The 19,604-nt window shown below is 65.5% G+C and carries 18 protein-coding genes; 13 read left to right on the top strand and 5 right to left on the bottom strand.

Annotation, left to right across the window (positions count from 1 at the left end):
- Nucleotides 1–869: 869 nt before the first annotated feature.
- Nucleotides 870–1,067, top strand: a complete 198-nt coding sequence (locus ACFFWD_RS01995) for a hypothetical protein (protein ID WP_376960911.1) — start codon at nt 870–872, stop codon at nt 1,065–1,067.
- A gap of 245 nt (nt 1,068–1,312) precedes the next feature.
- On the top strand, nt 1,313–2,575 hold the full coding sequence (locus ACFFWD_RS01990; RefSeq protein ID WP_376960909.1) for an MFS transporter: 1,263 nt from the start codon (nt 1,313–1,315) through the stop codon (nt 2,573–2,575).
- Nucleotides 2,576–2,703: 128 nt separating this feature from the next.
- On the opposite strand, the gene ACFFWD_RS01985 is transcribed toward ACFFWD_RS01990, so the two are convergent.
- From ACFFWD_RS01985 to ACFFWD_RS01975, 3 genes are read right to left on the bottom strand one after another with little or no spacing between them, the layout of a single operon-like run.
- Nucleotides 2,704–2,889 carry a hypothetical protein gene (locus ACFFWD_RS01985; protein ID WP_376960907.1) on the bottom strand — a complete coding sequence of 62 codons (186 nt, stop codon included), beginning with the start codon at nt 2,887–2,889 and terminating at the stop codon, nt 2,704–2,706.
- Nucleotides 2,886–4,571 carry an FAD-dependent monooxygenase gene (locus tag ACFFWD_RS01980; RefSeq protein WP_376960906.1) on the bottom strand — a complete coding sequence of 562 codons (1,686 nt, stop codon included), beginning with the start codon at nt 4,569–4,571 and terminating at the stop codon, nt 2,886–2,888. The genes ACFFWD_RS01985 and ACFFWD_RS01980 overlap by 4 nt, the downstream gene beginning before the upstream one ends.
- Nucleotides 4,572–4,595: 24 nt before the next feature.
- The gene (locus ACFFWD_RS01975) at nt 4,596–5,366 is read right to left on the bottom strand and encodes an enoyl-CoA hydratase (protein ID WP_376960904.1); all 771 of its coding nucleotides are present in this window, start codon (nt 5,364–5,366) and stop codon (nt 4,596–4,598) included.
- A gap of 132 nt (nt 5,367–5,498) precedes the next feature.
- Here ACFFWD_RS01975 and ACFFWD_RS01970 point away from each other — a divergent pair, with 132 nt between their 5' ends.
- Together ACFFWD_RS01970 and ACFFWD_RS01965 are read left to right on the top strand one after the other, a co-directional pair.
- Nucleotides 5,499–6,050 carry a PaaI family thioesterase gene (locus tag ACFFWD_RS01970; protein ID WP_376960902.1) on the top strand — a complete coding sequence of 184 codons (552 nt, stop codon included), beginning with the start codon at nt 5,499–5,501 and terminating at the stop codon, nt 6,048–6,050.
- Nucleotides 6,051–6,110: 60 nt separating this feature from the next.
- Nucleotides 6,111–6,725 carry a TetR/AcrR family transcriptional regulator gene (locus tag ACFFWD_RS01965; protein ID WP_376960900.1) on the top strand — a complete coding sequence of 205 codons (615 nt, stop codon included), beginning with the start codon at nt 6,111–6,113 and terminating at the stop codon, nt 6,723–6,725.
- 105 nt (nt 6,726–6,830) lie between these two features.
- On the opposite strand, the gene ACFFWD_RS01960 is transcribed toward ACFFWD_RS01965, so the two are convergent.
- Nucleotides 6,831–7,745 (bottom strand): LysR family transcriptional regulator, encoded by a 915-nt coding sequence (locus ACFFWD_RS01960; RefSeq protein ID WP_376960898.1) that lies wholly within the window; start codon nt 7,743–7,745, stop codon nt 6,831–6,833.
- Between the two features lie 119 nt (nt 7,746–7,864).
- Here ACFFWD_RS01960 and ACFFWD_RS01955 point away from each other — a divergent pair, with 119 nt between their 5' ends.
- From ACFFWD_RS01955 to ACFFWD_RS01920, 8 genes are all read left to right on the top strand, one after another.
- On the top strand, nt 7,865–9,361 hold the full coding sequence (locus tag ACFFWD_RS01955) for a CoA-acylating methylmalonate-semialdehyde dehydrogenase (protein WP_376960896.1): 1,497 nt from the start codon (nt 7,865–7,867) through the stop codon (nt 9,359–9,361).
- A gap of 123 nt (nt 9,362–9,484) precedes the next feature.
- Nucleotides 9,485–10,630 (top strand): isobutyryl-CoA dehydrogenase, encoded by a 1,146-nt coding sequence (locus ACFFWD_RS01950; RefSeq protein ID WP_376960894.1) that lies wholly within the window; start codon nt 9,485–9,487, stop codon nt 10,628–10,630.
- Nucleotides 10,627–11,709, top strand: a complete 1,083-nt coding sequence (locus ACFFWD_RS01945) for an enoyl-CoA hydratase/isomerase family protein (protein ID WP_376960892.1) — start codon at nt 10,627–10,629, stop codon at nt 11,707–11,709. The genes ACFFWD_RS01950 and ACFFWD_RS01945 overlap by 4 nt, the downstream gene beginning before the upstream one ends.
- Nucleotides 11,710–11,734: 25 nt before the next feature.
- A complete protein-coding gene (gene mmsB, locus ACFFWD_RS01940; RefSeq protein WP_376960891.1) occupies nt 11,735–12,622 on the top strand; it encodes a 3-hydroxyisobutyrate dehydrogenase in 888 nt (295 codons plus the stop codon).
- Between the two features lie 135 nt (nt 12,623–12,757).
- Entirely contained in the window at nt 12,758–14,491 is a 1,734-nt protein-coding gene (locus ACFFWD_RS01935; RefSeq protein ID WP_376960889.1) for an AMP-binding protein, read from the top strand.
- 3 nt (nt 14,492–14,494) lie between these two features.
- A complete protein-coding gene (locus tag ACFFWD_RS01930) occupies nt 14,495–14,974 on the top strand; it encodes a MaoC family dehydratase (RefSeq protein WP_376960887.1) in 480 nt (159 codons plus the stop codon).
- A 121-nt stretch (nt 14,975–15,095) separates the two neighbouring features.
- Nucleotides 15,096–16,013, top strand: coding sequence for an SDR family NAD(P)-dependent oxidoreductase (locus ACFFWD_RS01925; protein WP_376960885.1), 918 nt, complete (start codon nt 15,096–15,098; stop codon nt 16,011–16,013).
- A gap of 2 nt (nt 16,014–16,015) precedes the next feature.
- Nucleotides 16,016–17,242 carry a BaiN/RdsA family NAD(P)/FAD-dependent oxidoreductase gene (locus ACFFWD_RS01920; RefSeq protein ID WP_376960883.1) on the top strand — a complete coding sequence of 409 codons (1,227 nt, stop codon included), beginning with the start codon at nt 16,016–16,018 and terminating at the stop codon, nt 17,240–17,242.
- Between the two features lie 10 nt (nt 17,243–17,252).
- Here the strand turns inward: ACFFWD_RS01920 and ACFFWD_RS01915 are convergent, their stop codons facing one another.
- Nucleotides 17,253–18,473, bottom strand: a complete 1,221-nt coding sequence (locus tag ACFFWD_RS01915; RefSeq protein ID WP_376960881.1) for an MFS transporter — start codon at nt 18,471–18,473, stop codon at nt 17,253–17,255.
- Nucleotides 18,474–18,566: 93 nt separating this feature from the next.
- Here ACFFWD_RS01915 and ACFFWD_RS01910 point away from each other — a divergent pair, with 93 nt between their 5' ends.
- Nucleotides 18,567–19,469, top strand: coding sequence for a LysR family transcriptional regulator (locus tag ACFFWD_RS01910; RefSeq protein ID WP_376960879.1), 903 nt, complete (start codon nt 18,567–18,569; stop codon nt 19,467–19,469).
- Nucleotides 19,470–19,604: the final 135 nt, after the last annotated feature.

The following is a 19,604-nucleotide window of genomic DNA, read 5'->3' as shown; positions in this document are numbered from 1 at the left end:
GGGGGGGCGCGCGTCGCGAGCGGCTTCGCTCCAGCTACACCACCAGCTGGGACACGACCACTGGGGCGTCAGGACCACACGACTTCGCCGTCCGCGTCACACGTGCTCGTCAGTCACGCATTCCGCGTCCACCGCATCTCGACCCAACACTCGTGACGATCGCGAAGCGCCCCTCAAGCGGGTGAGACGGGCGGATTCATAAACTGATTTGCGCTTCCGGAAAACCGAAATATTTTTGTCGCGGGGGCTTGCGCCGTCGGGCAAATCAGTGATTAGCAGGAGCGGGCAATGCATTCCGAGTTAGTTAGCCACCGGACCGCAAATACGGATCCAAGGACCCGGCTAATCGGTCTGCCACTTGCACGGCGTCCGGCGTGGACTGCTTCTCGCCCGCGGAATTGACGGCCAGCCCCGTATAAGCGGCAAGAACAGCTATCGCGATCGCAGCCAGATATTCGGTCCTCATGGCGACGGTCCCTCTTCATCGCCCCACCAACTAACCGGGCACTCTCAGAAATGGTTCCGCGCGCAACGATGGCATCGAGCGCGATGCCTCGTGGGGATGTTGACCATGCTCCAGGTTCCCCAGAACGGAACATCGCGTGACAATCATTGATCACAGGAACGAAAGCGCATGTCAGGCTTTAGAACAACACGAGACCGCCGCTCGCTGGTAACCAAGCCGGCGCATGCCGCGGATAGCCAAAGGTCGCTACCAAAGACCCGCCGTTGTCAAAACGAGCGCTCGCGCCAGATAGCCAAAAGCGGCGGTCTCCGGTTCCATTCAGATGTCGCTAACCGTGCCTCCATTGAGGCTGCGGAGGAGTAGATTTTGGCTGGCGTTACTATTACTGGCACGAGAGCATTGCATGGGCTATCGCGTTGACCTTGACCACACGCACAGCCGCGCCATCGTTCGAGAGATCGGCGAGAGACTGGGCGCGTCGCTGAAACCAGAGCCGGAATTACCCGAGGGACTCAAAAAGCAAATCGACCGGCTTCGCGAACTGGAAGAGCAGTCACCATCGATCATTCCAGCGGCTGAGCGCAGGGACAAACAAACGTAGCCCGGATGAGCGCAGCGAAATCCGGGGATGCGGTGATCCCGGATGTCGTGGAGCCTGTCATCGGGCGGCGACCCGTTAGCTCATGCGCAGTGCAGTCCGTTGTGGACCGATGCCCGCGAGCATGGCCGCATGCGGCGGCTGCGATTGACACAAGCCCCACCGGCGCTACGCTCCCAGCACAGGGAATCTTTCCCAAAGAAGAACCTCGAAAAGGGCAGGAACGCCGTGAAACGCGTCATCGCGTCTTGAGCGGGCCCGCGTGGACATCCGCGCTCGCGCCATTCCGCATCCGCAACTACCGCTTTCAATGGCCGTCCGATCTGCTCACGTCCTGGGCGTTCGAGGTCGAGACGCTGGTGCTCGGCTGGTACATCCTGGTCGAGACCGGCTCGGTGCTGCTTTTGACCGTGCTCGCTTCGCTGCAATATGTCGGGACGCTGGTTGCGCCGGTGTTCGGCATGATCGGCGACCGCATCGGGCATCGGGATCTCTTGGCCGCGATGCGCTTTGCCTATACGGCACTCTCTGCGACCACCATGACGCTGGCGCTATCAGGCCATCTGGCCCCATTCAACGTGATGATCATCGTCGCGATCATGGGCCTGATCCGCTCATCGGATTTCGGCGTGCGCGGCGCGCTGCTTGCCGACATCATGCCGTCGGAGCAACTGGTCGGCGCCATCAGCGTTTCGCGCACGACGCAGGATAGCGCGCGCATCGCAGGTGCCTTGACCGGGGCCGGACTGTTCGCCGCGATCGGCATAGGCTTTGTCTATGTGGCGATCGCCTGTTTCTATCTCGCGGCCGCCGTCCTGATGCTCTGCATGACCCGTCCGGCAAAATCCCACGGCGCGGTCGATCGCGCGGCAGACGATGCGTCCGGCTCGACCCTGCTGCGGGACCTGAAGGAAGGCATTGTCTATGCCTGGAGCGGGCCGGGCATGCGCGCGGCGCTCTGCGTCGCGTTTCTCGCCAATCTCACCGCATTTCCCTTGACCAACGGGCTGTTGCCTTACGTCGCGCGCGACATCTTCCAGACCGACCAGACCGGCCTCGGCTATCTCTCGGCAAGCTTCGCGGTGGGCTCGCTGATCGGTTCGATCATTCTCAGCCTGGCCGGCGGCGTGCGCGTCGCCCGGCTCTTGATCGGCGCGACGCTCGCCTGGTACGCGCTGCTGCTGGTGTTCGTGGAGATCAAGGCCATGCCGGTAGCGATGGCCTGCCTGGTGCTCGCCGGCATCGCGCAGAGCATGTCGATGATCGCGGCGGCCGTGATGCTGATGCGCGGCGCCAGCGCCCACCTCCGCGGCCGCGTGATGGGCGTGCGCATGATGGTGATCTACGGCCTGCCGCTCGGGCTGCTCGCGGCGGGCAGCCTGATCGACCGGATCGGCTTTTCCGCGACTGGCACGCTGTATGCGGCCGCGGGATTCATCGCGATGATGGCGATCGCGCTGCGCTGGCGCGCCGATCTCTGGCCGGTGCACGCACCGGCGAATGCGCGGTGAGGGGGCGGTGTGATGAGGTGAGTGTAGCCCGGATGGAGCGAAGCGCAATCCGGGGTAACTTGATCCGCCGATGACGGGCCCCGGATTGCGCTGCGCTTCATCCGGGCTACACCCTTCCGACAATCCTACTAACCGAGATCCTCGAGGGCCATCTCGACCGCCTTCTTGAAGGTGGCGACATCGCCGAGCTCATGGGCGAGCACCAGGGCAAGCCGGGTCAGGAACAAGGTCTCGTGCGTTTCGCCCGCCGCATCGATGGCTTGCGCCAGCGCCTCATAGGCGGCTTCGAGCTCGCTTTCCGACATCTTGCTCATGGCGCCGTGGCTCCCAGGCAAAGCCGTGCGGTATGCAGGGCCTCATCCGTCGCAACCTGCTTCCAGCGTCCGGCAATGTGCAGGTCTGGGCGCAGCAGATAGACCGTTCCGGACTCTGCCGCGTACAGGCGCGCGATACTGCCGTCATTGTCCCTGATCAAATCGCGGCTGGTGCCGGATCGGTCGATCACGAGCGGCACGAAACGCTTGTCGAGTTCGCCAAGGCGCGCGATCAACGCTGATTGGTCTGCCGAAGGCCTGCCGTCGCAGAACAGGATCGCGGTCATGCCGTATCCGGCGCGGTCGAGCAGAAAGCCGCCGTCGGCCAATCTGGCATTCGGCGCAGCGCTGCCCGAGACGGGACCGGACGCAAACTCGGCGTCGCGCCCGGCAAACGGCGTCAGTGGGCTTGCGGAATAGGTGTAGGGCTGCATCTGCCGGGGGTTGGCGAGGCCGCGCGGAAACTCGTGCTTCAGGCTGAGCGAGAGCGCGGCCTCTCGGGCCAGCCGCCAGCCGCGGGTCGGGGGCGTCATGAAGCGCGTGCTCTTGGTGGCGTTGGCGAAGACGTCGAGCGTGGCGCCGCGCCGTTCCGGCGAATAGCTGTCGAGCAGAGTGTCGCTAGCCTCGCCGTTGAGGACGAGGCCGAGCTTCCAGGCGATGTTGTCGGCATCGGCGAGCCCGTTGTTGAGCCCGCGCACGCCGAAGATCGGCACGATATGCGCGGAATCGCCGATGAAGAACAGCCGGCCATGGCGGTAGTCGTCGAGGCAGAGCGTGTTGGCGGAGTAGATGCTCCACCACTCGAGCTCCCACGGCTTGTCGTGGCCGATGTCGGCGAGGATCGCGGAGACGCGGGCGCGGATGTTCTCCTCGCGCAGGGCGTCCTGTTCGCTCTCGCCCTCGCGCAGCTGGTAGTCGACGCGCCAGATGTCATCAGGCTGCTTGTGGATCAGGACCGTGCCGCCGGGATTGCCGCTGGGATCGAAGAAGGCGCGCCGCTCGGTCGGGAAATCGTGATCCATGCGGATGTCAGCGATCACGTATCGTCCCTCATAGTTCTCGCCCTTCAGCCTGAGGCCGAGCATGGTGCGGATCGGTGAGCGTGCGCCGTCGGCGGCCAGCACATAGTCGGCGTCGAGCCGGTAGCTGCCGGCCGGCGAGGTGATATCGAGCGAAGCGCCGTCATCGCGCGGCGCGATGCCGGCGAGATCGCTCTGCCAGCGCATATCGATCAGGTCGCAGGCGGCGACCGCGTCATGCAGGAATTTCTCGATGTACTGCTGCTGCAGATTGTACATCGGCAGGTATTTTTCGCTGTCCGGATGCGGCATCTCCAGGCGGAAGATCTGCGTGCCGCGGTAGTAGCTGCGGCCGAAGCGCCAGCCGAGCGACTTTGCGAGGAAGGGCTCGACCGCGCCGATCCGCTCCAGGATGTGCATGCTGGGCCGCGCAATGCAGATCGCGCGGCTGCCGTCGTTGAAGGTGTCCTTGCGGTCGAGCAGCACCGAACGCACACCGTAGCGGGCGAGCGCCAGCGCCGCCGTCATGCCGATCGGCCCGGCGCCGACGATGACGACCGGATGGCGCGACGATGCGCCATCGAGCTCCGGCGCGCGGGTGGCCGGGAAGCGGGGATAGTCGAAATAGAGCGAATCGAGCGGACCCTTGCCGGCAGGCCTCATGCGCGTCCTCCGCGATGTCTTGCGCTATCTCTTGCGGTTCAGAAATCCCTGCATCAACCGCTGCGGCTCGCCGGTCAGGAACGATTGTCCGAACACGCCGACGCTTAAGTTGACCGATTCCGTCAGCGGCAGCTCTTCCCACTGCCGCAGCAGGTCCTTCTGGATCCGCAGCGCCTCGGGACCGCATTCGAGCAGCGCCTTGACCGTGTGCTCGACCGCGGCGTCGAGGCCACCTTCCTTGGCGACGACATCGACCAGGCCCCAGGCGAGCGCGGTCGGCGCGTCGATATTCTCCGCGGTCATCACCAGCCAGCGCGCGCGGCCCCAGCCGATCAGCCGCGGCAGGAGCGCGGCGTGGATCACCGAGGGGATGCCGACGCGCACCTCGGGCATGCCGAACATCGCGTCATGCGCTGAGATCCGGAAATCGCAGGCGGCCGCGACCTCGAGCCCGCCGCCGAGGCACCAGCCGGGCAGGCGGGCGATGACCGGCGCCGGGAATTTGCGCACGGCCTCGCAGAGGTCGCGCAGGCGGCTGATGAACGCTTCGGCGCTCTTCTGGTCGAGCTTCGCCATCTCCTTGATGTCGGCGCCGCCGATCATGCTCTTCTCGCTCTGGCCTGCGAGGATCACCGCGCGGATGCTGCGGTCGGAGGCCAGTTGCTCGAACCCCTCGCGGACGCCGTTGGTGACGGCTGAACTCAGGATGTTCAGCGAGCCGGCGTTGCAGATCGTCAGGCGCACGACGCCTCTGGTGTCGCGGTCGACGCCGCAATGGGGATTGAGCATGTCCATGGAACGGTCTCGCAAGAGGGAGCTGATCCGCCACTTCCCGGACAAAGCGGGCGGCTGTCAAGGGATCGGAACGGCGGTTGCGCGACCGGGGTTGGCTCTATAGAATTATGATCATCATATTAAGGAGCCGTCATGACCTCAGCCGACACCGCCGACCTGTTTTCGCCCGATCTGCTGCGCGTGCGCGTCGTGGAATGGCAGGCGCCGGGGCCGGTCGCGAAGGCCGCGGTTGCCATGTCGGGCATGGAGGCGATGTGCGCGATCCGCGACGGCCGCCTGCCGCCGCCGCCGATGGCCAAACTGATCGGCTTCCGCATGAGCGTGGTCGAGCCGGAGCGGATCGTGATGAAACTCGATCCCCATGAGAGCCTGGAGAACACGATCGGCCTGCTGCACGGCGCGACCGCGGCGGCGCTGCTCGATACCGCCATGGGTTGTGCTGTTTCGACCGTCCAGCCGGCCGGCCAGACCTCGGTGACGCTGGATCTCAAGCTGGCCTATCTGCGCCCGCTCTCGGTGCGGTCGGGAACCATCGTGGCCGAAGGCAAAATCATCAAGCTCGGCCGCCAGACCAGCTACACCGAGGGCTTCATCCGCGACGGCAAGGGCAATCTTGCAGTGCACGCAACCGCGACCTTTTCCATGATCGCCGAGGGGCCCAAGATGAAGCAGGAGGCAAAATAGCTGCAGCTTTCCCCGGGCAAACCTGCTATTATATGATTAGAAACATTCCATGAGAGTGGCATGCGCTATTCGAAAGAACATAAGCAGGAAACCCATGCGCGGATCGTGCGGAAGGCCTCGGTGCGGCTGCGCGAGAGGGGCGCGCACGGCATCGGCGTCGCCGACCTGATGAAGGACGCCGGCCTGACTCATGGCGGCTTCTACGCGCATTTCGATTCGCGCGAGGCGCTGGTGATCGAGGCCTTCAACTATGCGATGGACCGCTCGACCGAGCGCTGGCGCAAGGTCGCCGAGGAGATGCCGCCGGAGAAGCGGCTCGGCGCCATCGTCGACCTGTATCTGACCGAGCTTCATCGCGACGATCCCGGCCATGGCTGCGCGATTCCTTCGCTCGGTGCGGAGGTCGCGCGCGAGAGCCCGAAGACGCGCAAGGCGTTCGCGCTCAAGCTCGAGCAGATGGTCGACATGATGGCTGACCAGATCCTCGACGTGCCGCGCAAGACCGCGCGCAAGCAGGCGATGGCGACGCTTGCGACCATGATGGGCACGATCGTGATGTCGCGCATTGCCGGCAACGGCGAACTGTCGGACGAGATCCTCACCGCCGGCCGCGAGGCCGTGCTCGGCCGCGCCGCCGCGGCCAAGGCGCCGGCGAAGAAGGCGCGGGTGAATTAAGGAGCCGGAATCGTAGGGTGGGCAAAGGCGCTCTTGCGCCGTGCCCACCATCAGCACTCCGCTCGCGATGGTGGGCACGCTTCGCTTTGCCCACCCTACAAGACCTTACGAACCACCGAACAGCGCGCGCTCGGCTTCCACCGTCTCGTAGATGTAATCGGCGACCGCGCGGATGCGGGCGAGGTCCTTGCTGTCGGCGTGCATCAGGAGCCAGAAGGTGCGGGAGATCTTGACCTCGTCCGGCAGCACCGGCTGCAATTCCGGATGCGCCGACGCCATGAAATGCGGCAGCACCGCGATGCCGAAGCCTGCGATGGTGGCGTTGAGCTGCGCGATCAAATTGGCGCTGCGGAATTTGGCGGAGATTTTTGGCGAGACCTGCGGCAGGTAGTCCAATTCCGGCGTGAACAGCAGTTCCTCGATATAGCCGACGAAGCGATGCCGTCCCAGGTCGGCGCGCGCGGTGATGCCGGGCGCCTGTGCCAGATAGGCGGGTGCGGCATAAAGCCCGAGCGTGTAGTCGAGCAGCTTGCGGCCGACGATGCGGCCTTCCTTCGGCATGGTCAGGCTGATCGCGATGTCGGCCTCGCGCTTGGAGAGCGAGAACAGCCGCGCGGTCGCCACCAGCTGCAGGTCGAGATCGGGATACCGCTCGGTGAATTTGACCAGCCGCGAGGCCAGGAAGTGGCTGCCGAAGCCGTCCGGCGCCCCGATCCTGACCGTGCCGGTCAAATGGGCGCGCGAGCCGCCGACCGCCTCCTGGTTGGCGACGATGGTCGATTCCATCGCCTCCGCGCTGTCGGCGACGCGCTGGCCGGCCTCGGTGAGCAAATAACCGGTCTTGCGCCGATCAAACAGTTTTGCGGAGAGGTGCCGTTCCAGCCGGTCGACACGCCGGATCACTGTGGCATGATCGACGCCGAGCTGCTTGGCGGCAGCCGACACCGACCCGCCGCGCACGATGGAGAGCACGAAACGGAAGTCGTCCCAGTCGATCGTGCCGCCGCCTTGATCCAGCATTTCCGCACATCTATGGTGCAATATATCGCACTTGAATCCTATAAAATGCAGGTCAATAGGATTTGTAAAGCGGGCTGGCCGGCAGGGCTGGCGATTCAGGTCTCCAAGGGAGGTTTTCCATGCGCTCAATCGGACATTTCATCGGTGGCAAGGAGGTCAAGGGCACATCGGGCCGCACGGCCGACGTCTTCGAGCCGATGACCGGCGAGGTCCAGGCCAAGGTGGCGCTGGCCTCCAAGGCGGAGGTCCGCGCCGCGGTCGAGAACGCCAAGGCCGCGCAGCCGGAATGGGCCGCCACCAACCCGCAGCGCCGCGCCCGCGTGATGATGAAGTTCGTCGAGCTGGTGCAGCGCGACTACGACAAGCTCGCCGAGCTCTTGGCGCGCGAGCATGGCAAGACCGTTCCCGACGCCAAGGGCGACATCCAGCGCGGCCTCGAGGTCGCTGAATTTGCCTGCGGCATCCCGCATCTGATGAAGGGCGAGTACACCGAAGGCGCCGGCCCCGGCATCGACATCTATTCCATGCGGCAACCGCTCGGCGTCGTCTCCGGCATCACGCCGTTCAATTTCCCGGCGATGATCCCGATGTGGAAGTTCGCTCCCGCGATCGCCTGCGGCAACGCCTTCATCCTGAAGCCGTCCGAGCGCGATCCCGGCGTGCCGATGCTGCTTGCCGAGCTGATGATCGAAGCGGGCCTGCCGCCCGGCATCCTCAACGTCGTCAACGGCGACAAGGAAGCGGTCGACGCCATCCTCGACGATCCCGATGTCAAGGCGGTCGGTTTCGTCGGTTCGACCCCGATCGCGCAGTACATCTATGAACGCGCCGCGCATACTGGCAAGCGTGCGCAGTGCTTCGGCGGCGCCAAGAACCACGCCATCGTGATGCCCGACGCCGACATGGACCAGACGGTCGACGCGCTGATCGGCGCGGGCTACGGCTCGGCCGGCGAGCGCTGCATGGCCATCTCAGTTGCAGTCCCGGTCGGCAAGACCGCCGCCGACCGCTTGATGGAAAAGCTGATCCCGCGCGTCGAGTCGCTCAAGATCGGCACCTCGGTCGATCCGTCGGCCGACTTCGGCCCGCTGGTGACGCGCGAAGCGGTCGAGAAGGTGAAGAACTATATCGACATCGGCATCAAGGAAGGTGCGACGCTCGCCGTCGACGGCCGCGGCTTCAAGATGCAGGGCTACGAGAAGGGCTTCTATCTCGGCGGTTCGCTGTTCGACAACGTCACCAAGGACATGCGGATTTACAAGGAGGAGATCTTCGGCCCGGTGCTGTCGGTAGTGCGCGCCCATGACTACCATGAAGCGCTGGCGCTGCCGTCGGAGCACGATTACGGCAACGGCGTTGCGATCTTCACCCGCGACGGCGACGCCGCACGCGATTTCGCGGCCAAGGTCAATGTCGGCATGGTCGGCATCAACGTGCCGATCCCGGTGCCGATCGCCTATTACACCTTCGGCGGCTGGAAGAAGTCGGGCTTCGGCGATCTCAACCAGCACGGTCCGGACTCGGTCCGCTTCTACACCAAGACCAAGACGGTGACCTCGCGCTGGCCGTCCGGCGTCAAGGACGGTGCGGAGTTCTCGATCCCGACGATGAAGTGATTTCCTGAGCCGTCATTGCGAGCGCAGCGAAGCAATCCATCGTGCCGTTGTATGGAGGCATGGATTGCTTCGTCGCTTCGCTCCTCGCAGTGACGACAGGTAGCCTCCAAAGGTAGGCGACGCATGCAGTTCGCTCTCAACGAGGACCAGATCGCGGTTCGCGACATGGCGCGGGCGTTTGCGGCGGAGAAGATCGCGCCGCACGCGCTCGAATGGGACGAGAAGAAGCATTTTCCGGTCGACGTGATGCGCGAGGCGGCCAGCCTCGGCATCGGCGGCATCTATATCCGCGACGACGTCGGCGGCTCGGCGATGACGCGGTTCGACGCGGCGCTGATCTTCGAGGCGCTGGCGACCGGCTGCCCGACCGTTTCGGCCTACATCTCGATCCACAACATGGCGTCCTGGATGATCGATGCCTTCGGCAACGAGACCCAGCGCCACAAATGGCTGCCGAAGCTCTGCACCATGGAGCTGTTGGCGAGCTACTGCCTGACCGAGCCGGGCGCCGGCTCGGATGCCGCCGCGTTGCGCACCCGCGCGGTGCGCGACGGCGATTATTATGTGCTCAACGGCCAGAAGCAGTTCATCTCCGGCGCCGGCAGCTCCGATCTCTTGGTGGCGATGGTGCGGACCGGCGGCGACGGGCAGGGCGGCATCTCGACGCTCGTCATCGACGGCAAGACGCCGGGCGTGTCGTTCGGCGCCAATGAGCGCAAGATGGGCTGGAACGCGCAGCCGACCCGCGCCGTGATCTTCGAGAATGCCCGCGTGCCGGTCGGAAACCGGCTCGGCGACGAGGGCATCGGCTTCAAGATCGCGATGGCCGGCCTCGACGGCGGCCGCCTCAACATCGCGGCGTGCTCGCTCGGCGGCGCGCAGGCAGCGCTCGACAAGGCGCTCGCCTACATGAAGGATCGCAAGGCGTTCGGAAAACGCCTCGACGAATTCCAGGCCCTGCAATTCAAGATCGCCGACATGGCGACCGAGCTGGAAGCGGCACGCACCTTCGTCTGGCGCGCGGCGGCTGCGCTCGACCGCAAGGATGCCGACGCCACCATGCTCTGCGCGATGGCCAAGCGGTTCGGCACCGATGTCGGCTTCGAGGTCGCCAACCAGGCGCTGCAGCTCCATGGCGGCTACGGCTATCTCAGCGAATACGGCGTCGAGAAGATCGTACGCGACCTGCGCGTGCACCAGATCCTCGAAGGCACCAATGAAATCATGCGGCTGATCGTGTCGCGCAAGATGATCGAGGGCGCGCGATGAGTGATGCGGCTGTGGTTGAAGGCGATCTGATCGCGCGCAAGGAGGGCTCGGCCGGCATCATCCGCCTGAACCGGCCGAAGGCGATCAATGCCGTGACGCTGGAGATGTTCCACGACATCGACAAGGCGCTCGACGTGTTCGAAGCCGATCCCGATGTTGCGGTCATCGTGCTGGAAGGAGCCGGCGAGCGCGGCCTGTGTGCCGGCGGCGACATCCGCGCGCTCTGGGAAAGCTCGAAGGTCAAAGGCGACCTCGGCAAGATCCTGTGGCGCGACGAATACATCCTCAACGCGCGGATCAAGAAATTCCCAAAACCCTACGTCGCCTTCATGGACGGCATCGTGATGGGCGGCGGCGTCGGCCTGTCGGCGCACAGCCGCCATCGCGTGGTCACGGAGAAGACCAAGCTTGCGATGCCCGAGGTCGGCCTCGGCTTCTTCCCTGATGTCGGCGGCACCTATCTGTTGTCGCGCTCGCCGGGCGAGATCGGCACCTATTTCGGCATCACCGGCCAGACCATGAACGGCCCGGACGCCATCTACGCCAAATTCGCCGACGCTGTGGTGCCGAGCGCGAAGCTTGCCGCGCTGCGCGAGGCGTTGACGAAGGTCCGCCCGGGTACAGCGTCGATCGAGATCGACAAGCTCATCGCCGGTTTCGCGACCGGCGAGACGTCAGGGCCTGTTGCTGCCACGCATGCCAAGATCGACGACTGGTTCGCGCATGACCGGATGGAAGACATCGTCGCGGCACTGGAGGCCGATGGCTCGGAGCTTGCGCAGGCGACCCTGAAGACGTTGGCCGAAAAATCGCCGCGCGGCATGGTGGTGACGCTGAAGCTGTTGCGCCTGGCGCGCAACGCGGCCACCCTGGAGGAATGCCTGGTGCGGGAATATCGCGCTGCGCTCGAGGTGTTTGCCAGCGACGATTTCCGCGAGGGCGTGCGCGCCGCCGTGATCGACAAGGACCGCAATCCGAAATGGTCGCCGCCGCGGATCGGGGATGTGACGCCGGCGATGGTCGCGCCTTACTTCGCCGAGATCGGCGCCGATGAGCTAAAATTTCCGGACGGTAGATAGAAACGCGAAAAGCGGAGGGATAGACATGGCAAACGTCGCAATCATCGGGCTTGGCAACATGGGCGGGCCGATGGCGGCCAACCTGGTCAAGGCCGGCCACAAGGTCACCGCGTTCGATCTCGTCGCAGCCTCCCGCGATCAGGCCAAAAGCGACGGCGCCGCGATCGCCGAGAGCAGCGTCGGCGCGGTGAAGGGCGCCGAGGTCGTCATCACCATGCTGCCGGCCGGCAAGCATGTGCTCGGCGTATGGAACGAGGTCGTGCCCGCGATGGCCAAGGGCACCCTGATCATCGACTGCTCGACCATCGACGTCGAAAGCGCCAAGCAGGCGCATGCGCTCGCGGCCAAGCACGGCATCGCCTCGGTCGATGCGCCGGTGTCCGGCGGCACCGGTGGCGCCAAGGGCGCGACGCTGACCTTCATGTGCGGCGGCGACGACAAGGCGTTTGCCGCGGCCATGCCCGTGCTGGAGAACATGGGCAAGAAGATCGTACATTGCGGTGGGGCCGGCGCCGGGCAGGCGGCCAAGATCTGCAACAACATGATCCTCGGCATCTCCATGATCGCAGTCGGCGAAGCCTTTGCGCTCGCCGAGAAGCTCGGCCTGTCGCACCAGGCCCTGTTCGATGTCGCCTCGACCTCATCGGGGCAGTGCTGGTCGCTCACGACCTATTGCCCGGTTCCCGGTCCGGTGCCGACGTCGCCGGCCAATAATGATTACAAGCCGGGTTTTGCCTCGAATTTGATGGTGAAGGACCTGACCCTGGCGCAGGACGCTGCCAAGGCCGCCGGCGCGGTCACGCCGCTCGGCAAGCATGCGCAGGAGCTTTATCAGGCGTTCGACGCATCGGGCCATGGTGGGGTCGACTTTTCCGGAATTATCCAGCACGTTAGAGGTCTTGCAGGGAAATAAGACCGTCATTCTGAGGTGCGAGCGCTTGCGAGCCTCGAAGGATGATGGTCGGCCGCTTGTGGCCATCCTTCGAGACGCCGCGCTCTGCGCGGCTCTTCAGGATGACGGCGGTCAACGTGGTGAGACCGACATCCGATGACCACATTTCAGGACGCGCGCGCCTTTCTGCTCAAGCACCGCACCGACTATGACGCCGCGGTGAAAGGGTTTCGCTGGCCCGATCCGGTGCCGTTCAACTGGGCGCTGGACTGGTTCGACGCCGAACTTGCAAAAAATCCGGAGAGCCGCGATCGTCCGGCGCTGTGGATCGTCGATGCCGCAAGCAATAAGGAAACAAAGCTCTCCTTCGCCGAGCTGTCGCGCCGCTCCAATCAGGTGGCGAACTTCCTGCGCGCGCAGGGGCTGAAGCGGGGTGATCACCTGCTGCTTCTGCTCGGCAATGTCGTTCCGCTCTGGGAGACCATGCTGGCGGCGATGAAGCTCGGCGTCGTCGTGATCCCCGCAACCACGCTGCTCACGTCAGATGAATTGCGTGACCGGCTCGACCGCGGCAAGGCGAGGGCGGTCGTTGCCACGCAGGACCAGGTCGCGAAGTTTGCCAGCCTCGGCGGCGACAAGCTCGTGCGCATCGTGGTCGGTGCGACGCAGAAGCAAGATGGCTGGCTGCCGTTCGAGGACGCCGCCAGGGAGGCGGAGACCTTCACGCCGGATGGACCGACCAACGCCGACGACCCGATGCTGCTCTATTTCACCTCGGGCACGACGGCGAAGCCGAAACTGGTGCGGCACAGCCAGCGCAGCTATCCGGTCGGCCATCTCTCGACCATGTACTGGCTTGGGCTACAGCCCGGCGATATCCATCTCAACATCTCCTCGCCCGGCTGGGCCAAGCATGCCTGGAGCTGCTTCTTCGCGCCCTGGAATGCCGGCGCGGCGATCTTCATCGTCAACCAGCCGCGCTTCGAGGCGAAAGGGCTGCTCTCGATCATCGGCCGCTGCGGCGTCACCACGCTGTGCGCGCCTCCGACCGTCTGGCGGCTGTTCATCCAGGAGCAGCTTTCGGACTTCAAGGTCAGCCTGCGTGAAGTCTGCGGCGCGGGCGAACCGCTCAATCCGGAGGTGATCGACCAGGTGAAGGCGGCCTGGGGGCTCACCATCCGCGACGGCTACGGCCAGACCGAGACCACGGCGCTCGCCGGCAATCCGCCGGGCCAGAAGGTGAAGGTCGGGTCGATGGGCCGCCCGCTGCCGGGCTATCGCGTGCAGGTCACCGACGCCGACGGCCATGCGGCCAAGGAAGGCGAGGTGACGCTGCTGCTCGGGGCTGACCGGCCCGCCGGCCTGATGCAGGGCTACCAGGGCGACGACGGCAGGCTCGGCGGCGCCGACGGCGCCATCTACCGCAGCGGCGACGTCGTGTTCACCGACGAGGAGGGGTACCTGACTTTCGTCGGCCGCACCGACGACGTGTTCAAATCCTCCGACTACCGCATCTCGCCATTCGAGCTCGAGAGTGTGCTGCTCGAGCACGACGCGGTCGCCGAGGCGGCTGTGGTGCCGAGCCCGGATCCGATCCGGCTTGCGATCCCGAAGGCCTATGTGCTGCTGGTTTCCGGTGTCGAGCGCACGCCGGAGACGGCGGTCTCGATCTTCAGGCACCTGCACACGCGGCTGGCGCCGTTCAAGCGCATCCGCAAGCTCGAGCTGGTCACCGAACTGCCGAAGACGATCTCGGGAAAAATCCGCCGGGTGCAGTTGCGCCGGCTCGAACATGACGGTAATCGCAGCGATGCGTTGCGCGGAGTGGAGTTCCGCGAGGAAGAATTCCCGGAGCTCCAGAAGGTGCGGGCTGCCGGATCGGAGAGCTAGTCAATGAACGAAGTCTGGAAGAAGCCGCCGGTGTCCCTGCAAGCCTACCAGGGCATGGTCGGCCAGGTGATCGGCGTGTCGTCATGGCACCTGCTCGATCAGGGGCGCATCAACACCTATGCCGACGTGATCGAGGATCACCAGTTCATCCATGTCGATCCCGAGCGCGCGAAGAAGGAGACCGCCTTCGGCACCACGATCGCGCATGGCTTCCTGACGATGTCGCTGCTGTCGATCATGTCCTACGAGGTGATGCCGGTGGTCGAGGGCACCGCAATGGGCGTCAATTACGGCTTCGACAAGCTGCGCTTCCTGTCGCCGGTGCGCGCGGGCAAGCGCGTTCGCGGCCGCTTCGTGCTGGCGGAAGCGACGCTGCGCAAGCCGAAGGAACTGCTGTCGCGCACCAACGTAACGGTCGAGATCGAGGGCGAGGACAAGCCCGCGCTGGTCGCCGACTGGCTCGGCCTGATCTATTTCAACTAACTCCTCACGGTCATGGCCGGGCTTGACCCGGCCATTTATCGCTGCTCAAAAGCTGGTCGATTTCGTATGATGGATGCCCGGGTCAAGCCCGGGCATGACGATACAACGAGGAACAACACGCATGGCAATCAGGTTTGACGGACGCGTCGCTATCGTCACCGGCGCGGGCAATGGTCTCGGACGGGCGCATGCGCTGGGCCTTGCCAGCCGCGGCGCCAAGGTCGTGGTCAACGATTTCGGCGGCGCGCGCGACGGCACCGGCGGCTCGCTGTCGCCGGCCGAGGCGGTGGTCGAGGAGATCCGAAAGGCGGGCGGCACGGCGATGGCCGACGGCGCCGACGTCTCGAAGTTCGGACAAGTCACCGCGATGGTGGAGCGCGCCACCAAGGAGTGGGGCAGCGTCGATCTGCTCTGTGCCAATGCCGGCATCCTGCGCGACAAGTCGTTTGCGAAAATGGACATCGCCGACTTTGCCAAGGTGCTCGATGTCCATCTCGTCGGTACGTTCTACTGTTGCAAGGCCGTGTGGGACGGCATGCGCGAGCGCAACTACGGCCGTATCGTGCTGACGACGTCGTCGTCGGGCCTGTTCGGCAATTTCGGCCAGGCCAACTACGGCGCAGCCAAGGCCGGCATGGTCGGCCTGATGAACGTGCTCGCCGAGGAAGGCCGCAAGAACAACATCAAGGTCAATACGATCTCGCCGACGGCCGCGACCCGCATGACCGAGGAACTGCTGCCGCCGCAGGCGCTCCAGCTGATGAAGCCGGAGGCGATCACGCCGGCGGTGGAATTCCTGCTCAGCGAGGATGCGCCGACCCGCACCATCATGGGCGCCGGCGCCGGCTCGTTCGCGGTCATCAAGGTGCTGGAGACCGAGGGCATCAACCTGCCGCAGTCCGAATGGACGCCCGACGCGATCGCCGCCCACTTTGCCGAAATCGGTGACATGTCGACGGCGAAGGCGCTGCAAGGCGCGTTCGAGCAGACGCAGAAATATGTCGCGCAGGCCGCGGCGCGGGCGGGCATCAAGCTCTGACCATGAACTTTGTCGTCATCGGTGCCGGGCCTGCCGGCCTGATGGCGGCAGAGGTGCTTGGGCAGGGCGGGGCCCAGGTCACCGTCTACGACGCGATGCCGTCGGCCGGTCGCAAATTGCTGATGGCCGGCCGAGGCGGGCTCAATCTCACCCACAGCGAGCTGCTTCCTGATTTCCTCGCGCGCTATCGCGAGGCGATGCCGCACCTGAAAGCCGCGCTCGAGGCGTTTCCGCCCGATGCACTGCGCGCCTGGAGCGAGGCGCTGGGGCAGCCGACCTTCGTCGGCAGCAGCGGTCGGGTGTTTCCAAAAGCCTTCAAGGCCTCGCCCTTGCTGCGCGCCTGGCTGCGGCGGCTCGATGCGGCGGGCGTGCGGTTCGCGTTCCGCCATCGCTGGATCGGATGGGACGACGGCGGCGGGCTGTTGTTTGAGACGCCGGATGGTCGGCGCGCGATCAGGGCCGATGCGGCAGTGCTTGCGCTCGGCGGCGCGAGCTGGCCGCGGTTGGGATCGGATGGCGCATGGGCGGACATCCTCGCCGCGAAGGGCGTTGCCGTAGCGCCGATGCGGCCGGCGAATTCCGGGTTTACCGTCGCCTGGTCGGACATCTTCCGCGATCGCTTTGAAGGCCAGCCGCTCAAGGGCGTTACGCTGACGATTGGCGCACATGCGGCGCGCGGCGAGGCCATTGTCACGCGCTCAGGCATCGAAGGCGGCGCGATCTACGCGCTGTCGGCGGACATACGCGAGACAGTGCTGGCCGAGGGAAGCGCGACGATCCATGTGGCGCTGCGCCCCGATCTTTCGATTGACGAGCTGACGGCCCGCCTGTCGGCGCCGAAGGGCAAGCAATCCGTCTCGAATTTCCTGCGCAAGGCGGCGCAGCTCTCGCCGGTTGGGATCGGCCTGCTGCAGGAGGTGGCTGCGACCTCCGGCCGATCGCTCGCGTCATTGCCGCCTGCTGAACTCGCTCACCTGATCAACGCCGTGCCAATCCGGATCACCGGTGTCGCCCCGATCGCACGCGCGATCTCGACCGCCGGCGGGATCAGGTTCGACGAACTCGACGATCACTTCATGCTGCGCCATCTGCCCGGCACCTTCGCCGCCGGCGAGATGCTCGATTGGGAGGCGCCGACCGGCGGCTATCTATTGCAGGCGTCGTTCGCGACCGGCATGGCTGCAGGGAAGGGCGCGTTGCGATGGCTTGCCCACCGCGCCGCACCCTGAGGCAATCACGTCACGATGTGCCCGTTGTGGTTGCGATATCGGTGACGAAGCCGAGCACGCCAAAAGCCGCGGCCACCACACAGACCATCGTCCAGCCACCAAAATTCCACGCGATCGAGGCGGACGCGGCGCCGACCGCGCCGCCGACGAAGAATAGCGCCACGAACAGGCCATTGATCCTTCCGCGCGCTTCGGGCCGCAGCAGATTGACCGCGCGGCGGCCGAGCGTCTGGTCGGTGGTGATGCCGACGTCGAGCAGGATGGTGCCTGCGCTCAGCACCAGGAGCGCTGCGATCCGTGACTCGATCACGCCGGCCCACGCGCACAGTGCAAGCGAGCCGATGATGAGGAGATGCGAGCCGATCAGCATTGGCCGCGCCAGACCGCGATCGCCCCAGCGGCCGGCCAGCGGCGTCGCCGCGGCACCGGCCACGCCGATCAACGCGAACAGCGCAATGCCCCTGGCGTCGAGCGCGAATGGCGCATCGGGCAGGCGCAGTGCGACCGCAGCCCAGAACGCCGTGAAGGAGGCCATCACCAGCGCCGCGGTCCAGGCGCGAACGCGCAGCACGGGCTCTTCGCGCAGCAGTCTTGGAAATGAGCGCAGCAGCGCGCCGTAGCTGACCGTCGTTGCCGGCCGGAGCGTCGGCAGATAGCGGGCAAGCGCGCCGGCAAGCAGCGTCATCAGGATGGCCGAGACGACATAGTAGCCGCGCCAGCTCCACGCATCCGCGATCAGGCTCGCCGCCGGCCGAGACAGCAGGATGCCGATCATCAGCCCGCTCATGACCTCGCCGATCGCCTGGCCCCGGCGTTCCGGCGCGACCATGGATGCAACCAGCGGAACCACCATCTGGATGGCGGCGCAGCACGCGCCGAGAATGAAGGTCGCGACCAGCAGCAGCAAGGTTGTCGGCGCCAGCGCCGTCGCCACAGCGGCCAGGATGGCGCAGGCGAGCGTCCGCAGGATCAGCCGCTTGTTCTCGACGAGATCAACCAGCGGCACGAGCAGCAGCAGCCCAAGCGCATAGCCGAGCAGCGTCAAGGTGCTGATCAGGCCCGCCTGCCAGGCCGTCATGTCGAGCGACCGGCTGATCAGGCCGACCAGGATCTGCGGCGCGAACAGATTGGTGACGATGACGCCGGTCGAGATGGCGCCGATCCAGATCACCGGGCGCGCCGTGGTGGCCGGCGGTGTCGCTGAAAGCTTGCTGGCTTCGGAGATTGTCATGGGACCTCGCGATCGAATTGCGACGTCCCCTTTAGGTGATCCGGATAATATGCTACAATTCAAATAAGTTGATAAAGACTATGCGGGATCGTTATGAATACCCATGACCTCGTGGCTTTCGTTGCCGTCGTCGAGACCGGGTCGATCGTCGCCGCCTCGGCACGGCTGAACCTGACGCAGCCCGGCGTGACGCGGCGGATTCAGAATCTCGAGGAGATGCTGGGCGCACAGCTTCTTGACCGGATGTCCAAGCCGCTGAAGCCGACGGCAGCCGGAATCGAGGCATATGAGCAGGGCCGCCGCGTGCTGCGCTTGCTCGACGATCTGAAGTCGGATGTCGCCAATGACGGCGTGGTGCGCGGCGAGTTCAGGCTCGGCCTGACGCCGTTCCTGTCGGAAGCGGGGCTGACGGCGCCGCTCGACGCCGTGCGTGCCGAATTTCCGGCGCTCGCGCTGCGGGTCGTATCGGGCTGGTCGCCGCACCACATGGAGCGGGTGGCCCGCAACGAACTCGACGCCGCCGCGATCTGCCTGCCCGACGGGACGGCGCCGCCGGCCGATCTCGTTGCCGACGATCTCGGCGCGCAGCCGGTCGTCTTTGTCGTCGCGCGCGACATGAAGATGCCGCGCACGGTCGACCTGGAGTGCCTGTCGCGGATCGGCTGGGTGATCAACCAGGACGGCTGCGGATTTCGTCAGGCGCTGAAGCGCCGTTTCGACGCCGCACATCTGCCGTTCAACATCGCGGTCGAGGCGCTCGACAGCGAGCTGCGTTTGTCGCTGGTGGCGCGCCGGCTCGGCATCGGCCTCGTGACGCCGGTGGCGTTGAAGCGGAGCGAGTTCCGCAACCGGCTCAAGATTGTCAGGATCGAGGACTTCAATCCCGCGGTTCGGGCGTGGATCGTCCACCGCCCGCCGGCGGGGCGGCTGGCGCGCCCGATCGAAGTGTTTCGCGCAGCGCTGGATCGGGAGTTGCAGGCGCTCATTCGCGGGTAGTGCAGCGTAGCTGAAATTGTAGGGTGGGCAAAGGCGCACTTGCGCTGTGCCCACCGTCGCTTGCATTGCTCGCGGTGGTGGGCACGCTTCGCTTTGCCCACCCTCATATGAGGCCTTTGTGAGTCAAGCGTCGCG

This window comes from Bradyrhizobium erythrophlei (genome assembly GCF_042430365.1).
Taxonomy (GTDB): domain Bacteria; phylum Pseudomonadota; class Alphaproteobacteria; order Rhizobiales; family Xanthobacteraceae; genus Bradyrhizobium; species Bradyrhizobium erythrophlei.
This window is presented reverse-complemented; position numbering and strand designations above follow the sequence as displayed.

Excerpts from the sequence above, each read along its gene's own strand:
- ACFFWD_RS01950 (WP_376960894.1), top strand. The coding sequence starts at position 9,485 with ATGCAGTTCGCTCTCAACGAGGACCAGATCGCGGTTCGCGACATGGCG.
- ACFFWD_RS01970 (WP_376960902.1), top strand. The coding sequence starts at position 5,499 with ATGACCTCAGCCGACACCGCCGACCTGTTTTCGCCCGATCTGCTGCGC.
- ACFFWD_RS01925 (WP_376960885.1), top strand. The coding sequence starts at position 15,096 with ATGGCAATCAGGTTTGACGGACGCGTCGCTATCGTCACCGGCGCGGGC.
- ACFFWD_RS01995 (WP_376960911.1), top strand. The coding sequence starts at position 870 with ATGGGCTATCGCGTTGACCTTGACCACACGCACAGCCGCGCCATCGTT.
- mmsB (WP_376960891.1), top strand. The coding sequence starts at position 11,735 with ATGGCAAACGTCGCAATCATCGGGCTTGGCAACATGGGCGGGCCGATG.
- ACFFWD_RS01965 (WP_376960900.1), top strand. The coding sequence starts at position 6,111 with ATGCGCTATTCGAAAGAACATAAGCAGGAAACCCATGCGCGGATCGTG.
- ACFFWD_RS01945 (WP_376960892.1), top strand. The coding sequence starts at position 10,627 with ATGAGTGATGCGGCTGTGGTTGAAGGCGATCTGATCGCGCGCAAGGAG.
- ACFFWD_RS01920 (WP_376960883.1), top strand. The coding sequence starts at position 16,016 with ATGAACTTTGTCGTCATCGGTGCCGGGCCTGCCGGCCTGATGGCGGCA.
- ACFFWD_RS01910 (WP_376960879.1), top strand. The coding sequence starts at position 18,567 with ATGAATACCCATGACCTCGTGGCTTTCGTTGCCGTCGTCGAGACCGGG.
- ACFFWD_RS01955 (WP_376960896.1), top strand. The coding sequence starts at position 7,865 with ATGCGCTCAATCGGACATTTCATCGGTGGCAAGGAGGTCAAGGGCACA.
- ACFFWD_RS01980 (WP_376960906.1), bottom strand. The coding sequence starts at position 4,571 with ATGAGGCCTGCCGGCAAGGGTCCGCTCGATTCGCTCTATTTCGACTAT.
- ACFFWD_RS01985 (WP_376960907.1), bottom strand. The coding sequence starts at position 2,889 with ATGAGCAAGATGTCGGAAAGCGAGCTCGAAGCCGCCTATGAGGCGCTG.
- ACFFWD_RS01960 (WP_376960898.1), bottom strand. The coding sequence starts at position 7,745 with ATGCTGGATCAAGGCGGCGGCACGATCGACTGGGACGACTTCCGTTTC.
- ACFFWD_RS01930 (WP_376960887.1), top strand. The coding sequence starts at position 14,495 with ATGAACGAAGTCTGGAAGAAGCCGCCGGTGTCCCTGCAAGCCTACCAG.
- ACFFWD_RS01915 (WP_376960881.1), bottom strand. The coding sequence starts at position 18,473 with ATGACAATCTCCGAAGCCAGCAAGCTTTCAGCGACACCGCCGGCCACC.
- ACFFWD_RS01935 (WP_376960889.1), top strand. The coding sequence starts at position 12,758 with ATGACCACATTTCAGGACGCGCGCGCCTTTCTGCTCAAGCACCGCACC.
- ACFFWD_RS01975 (WP_376960904.1), bottom strand. The coding sequence starts at position 5,366 with ATGGACATGCTCAATCCCCATTGCGGCGTCGACCGCGACACCAGAGGC.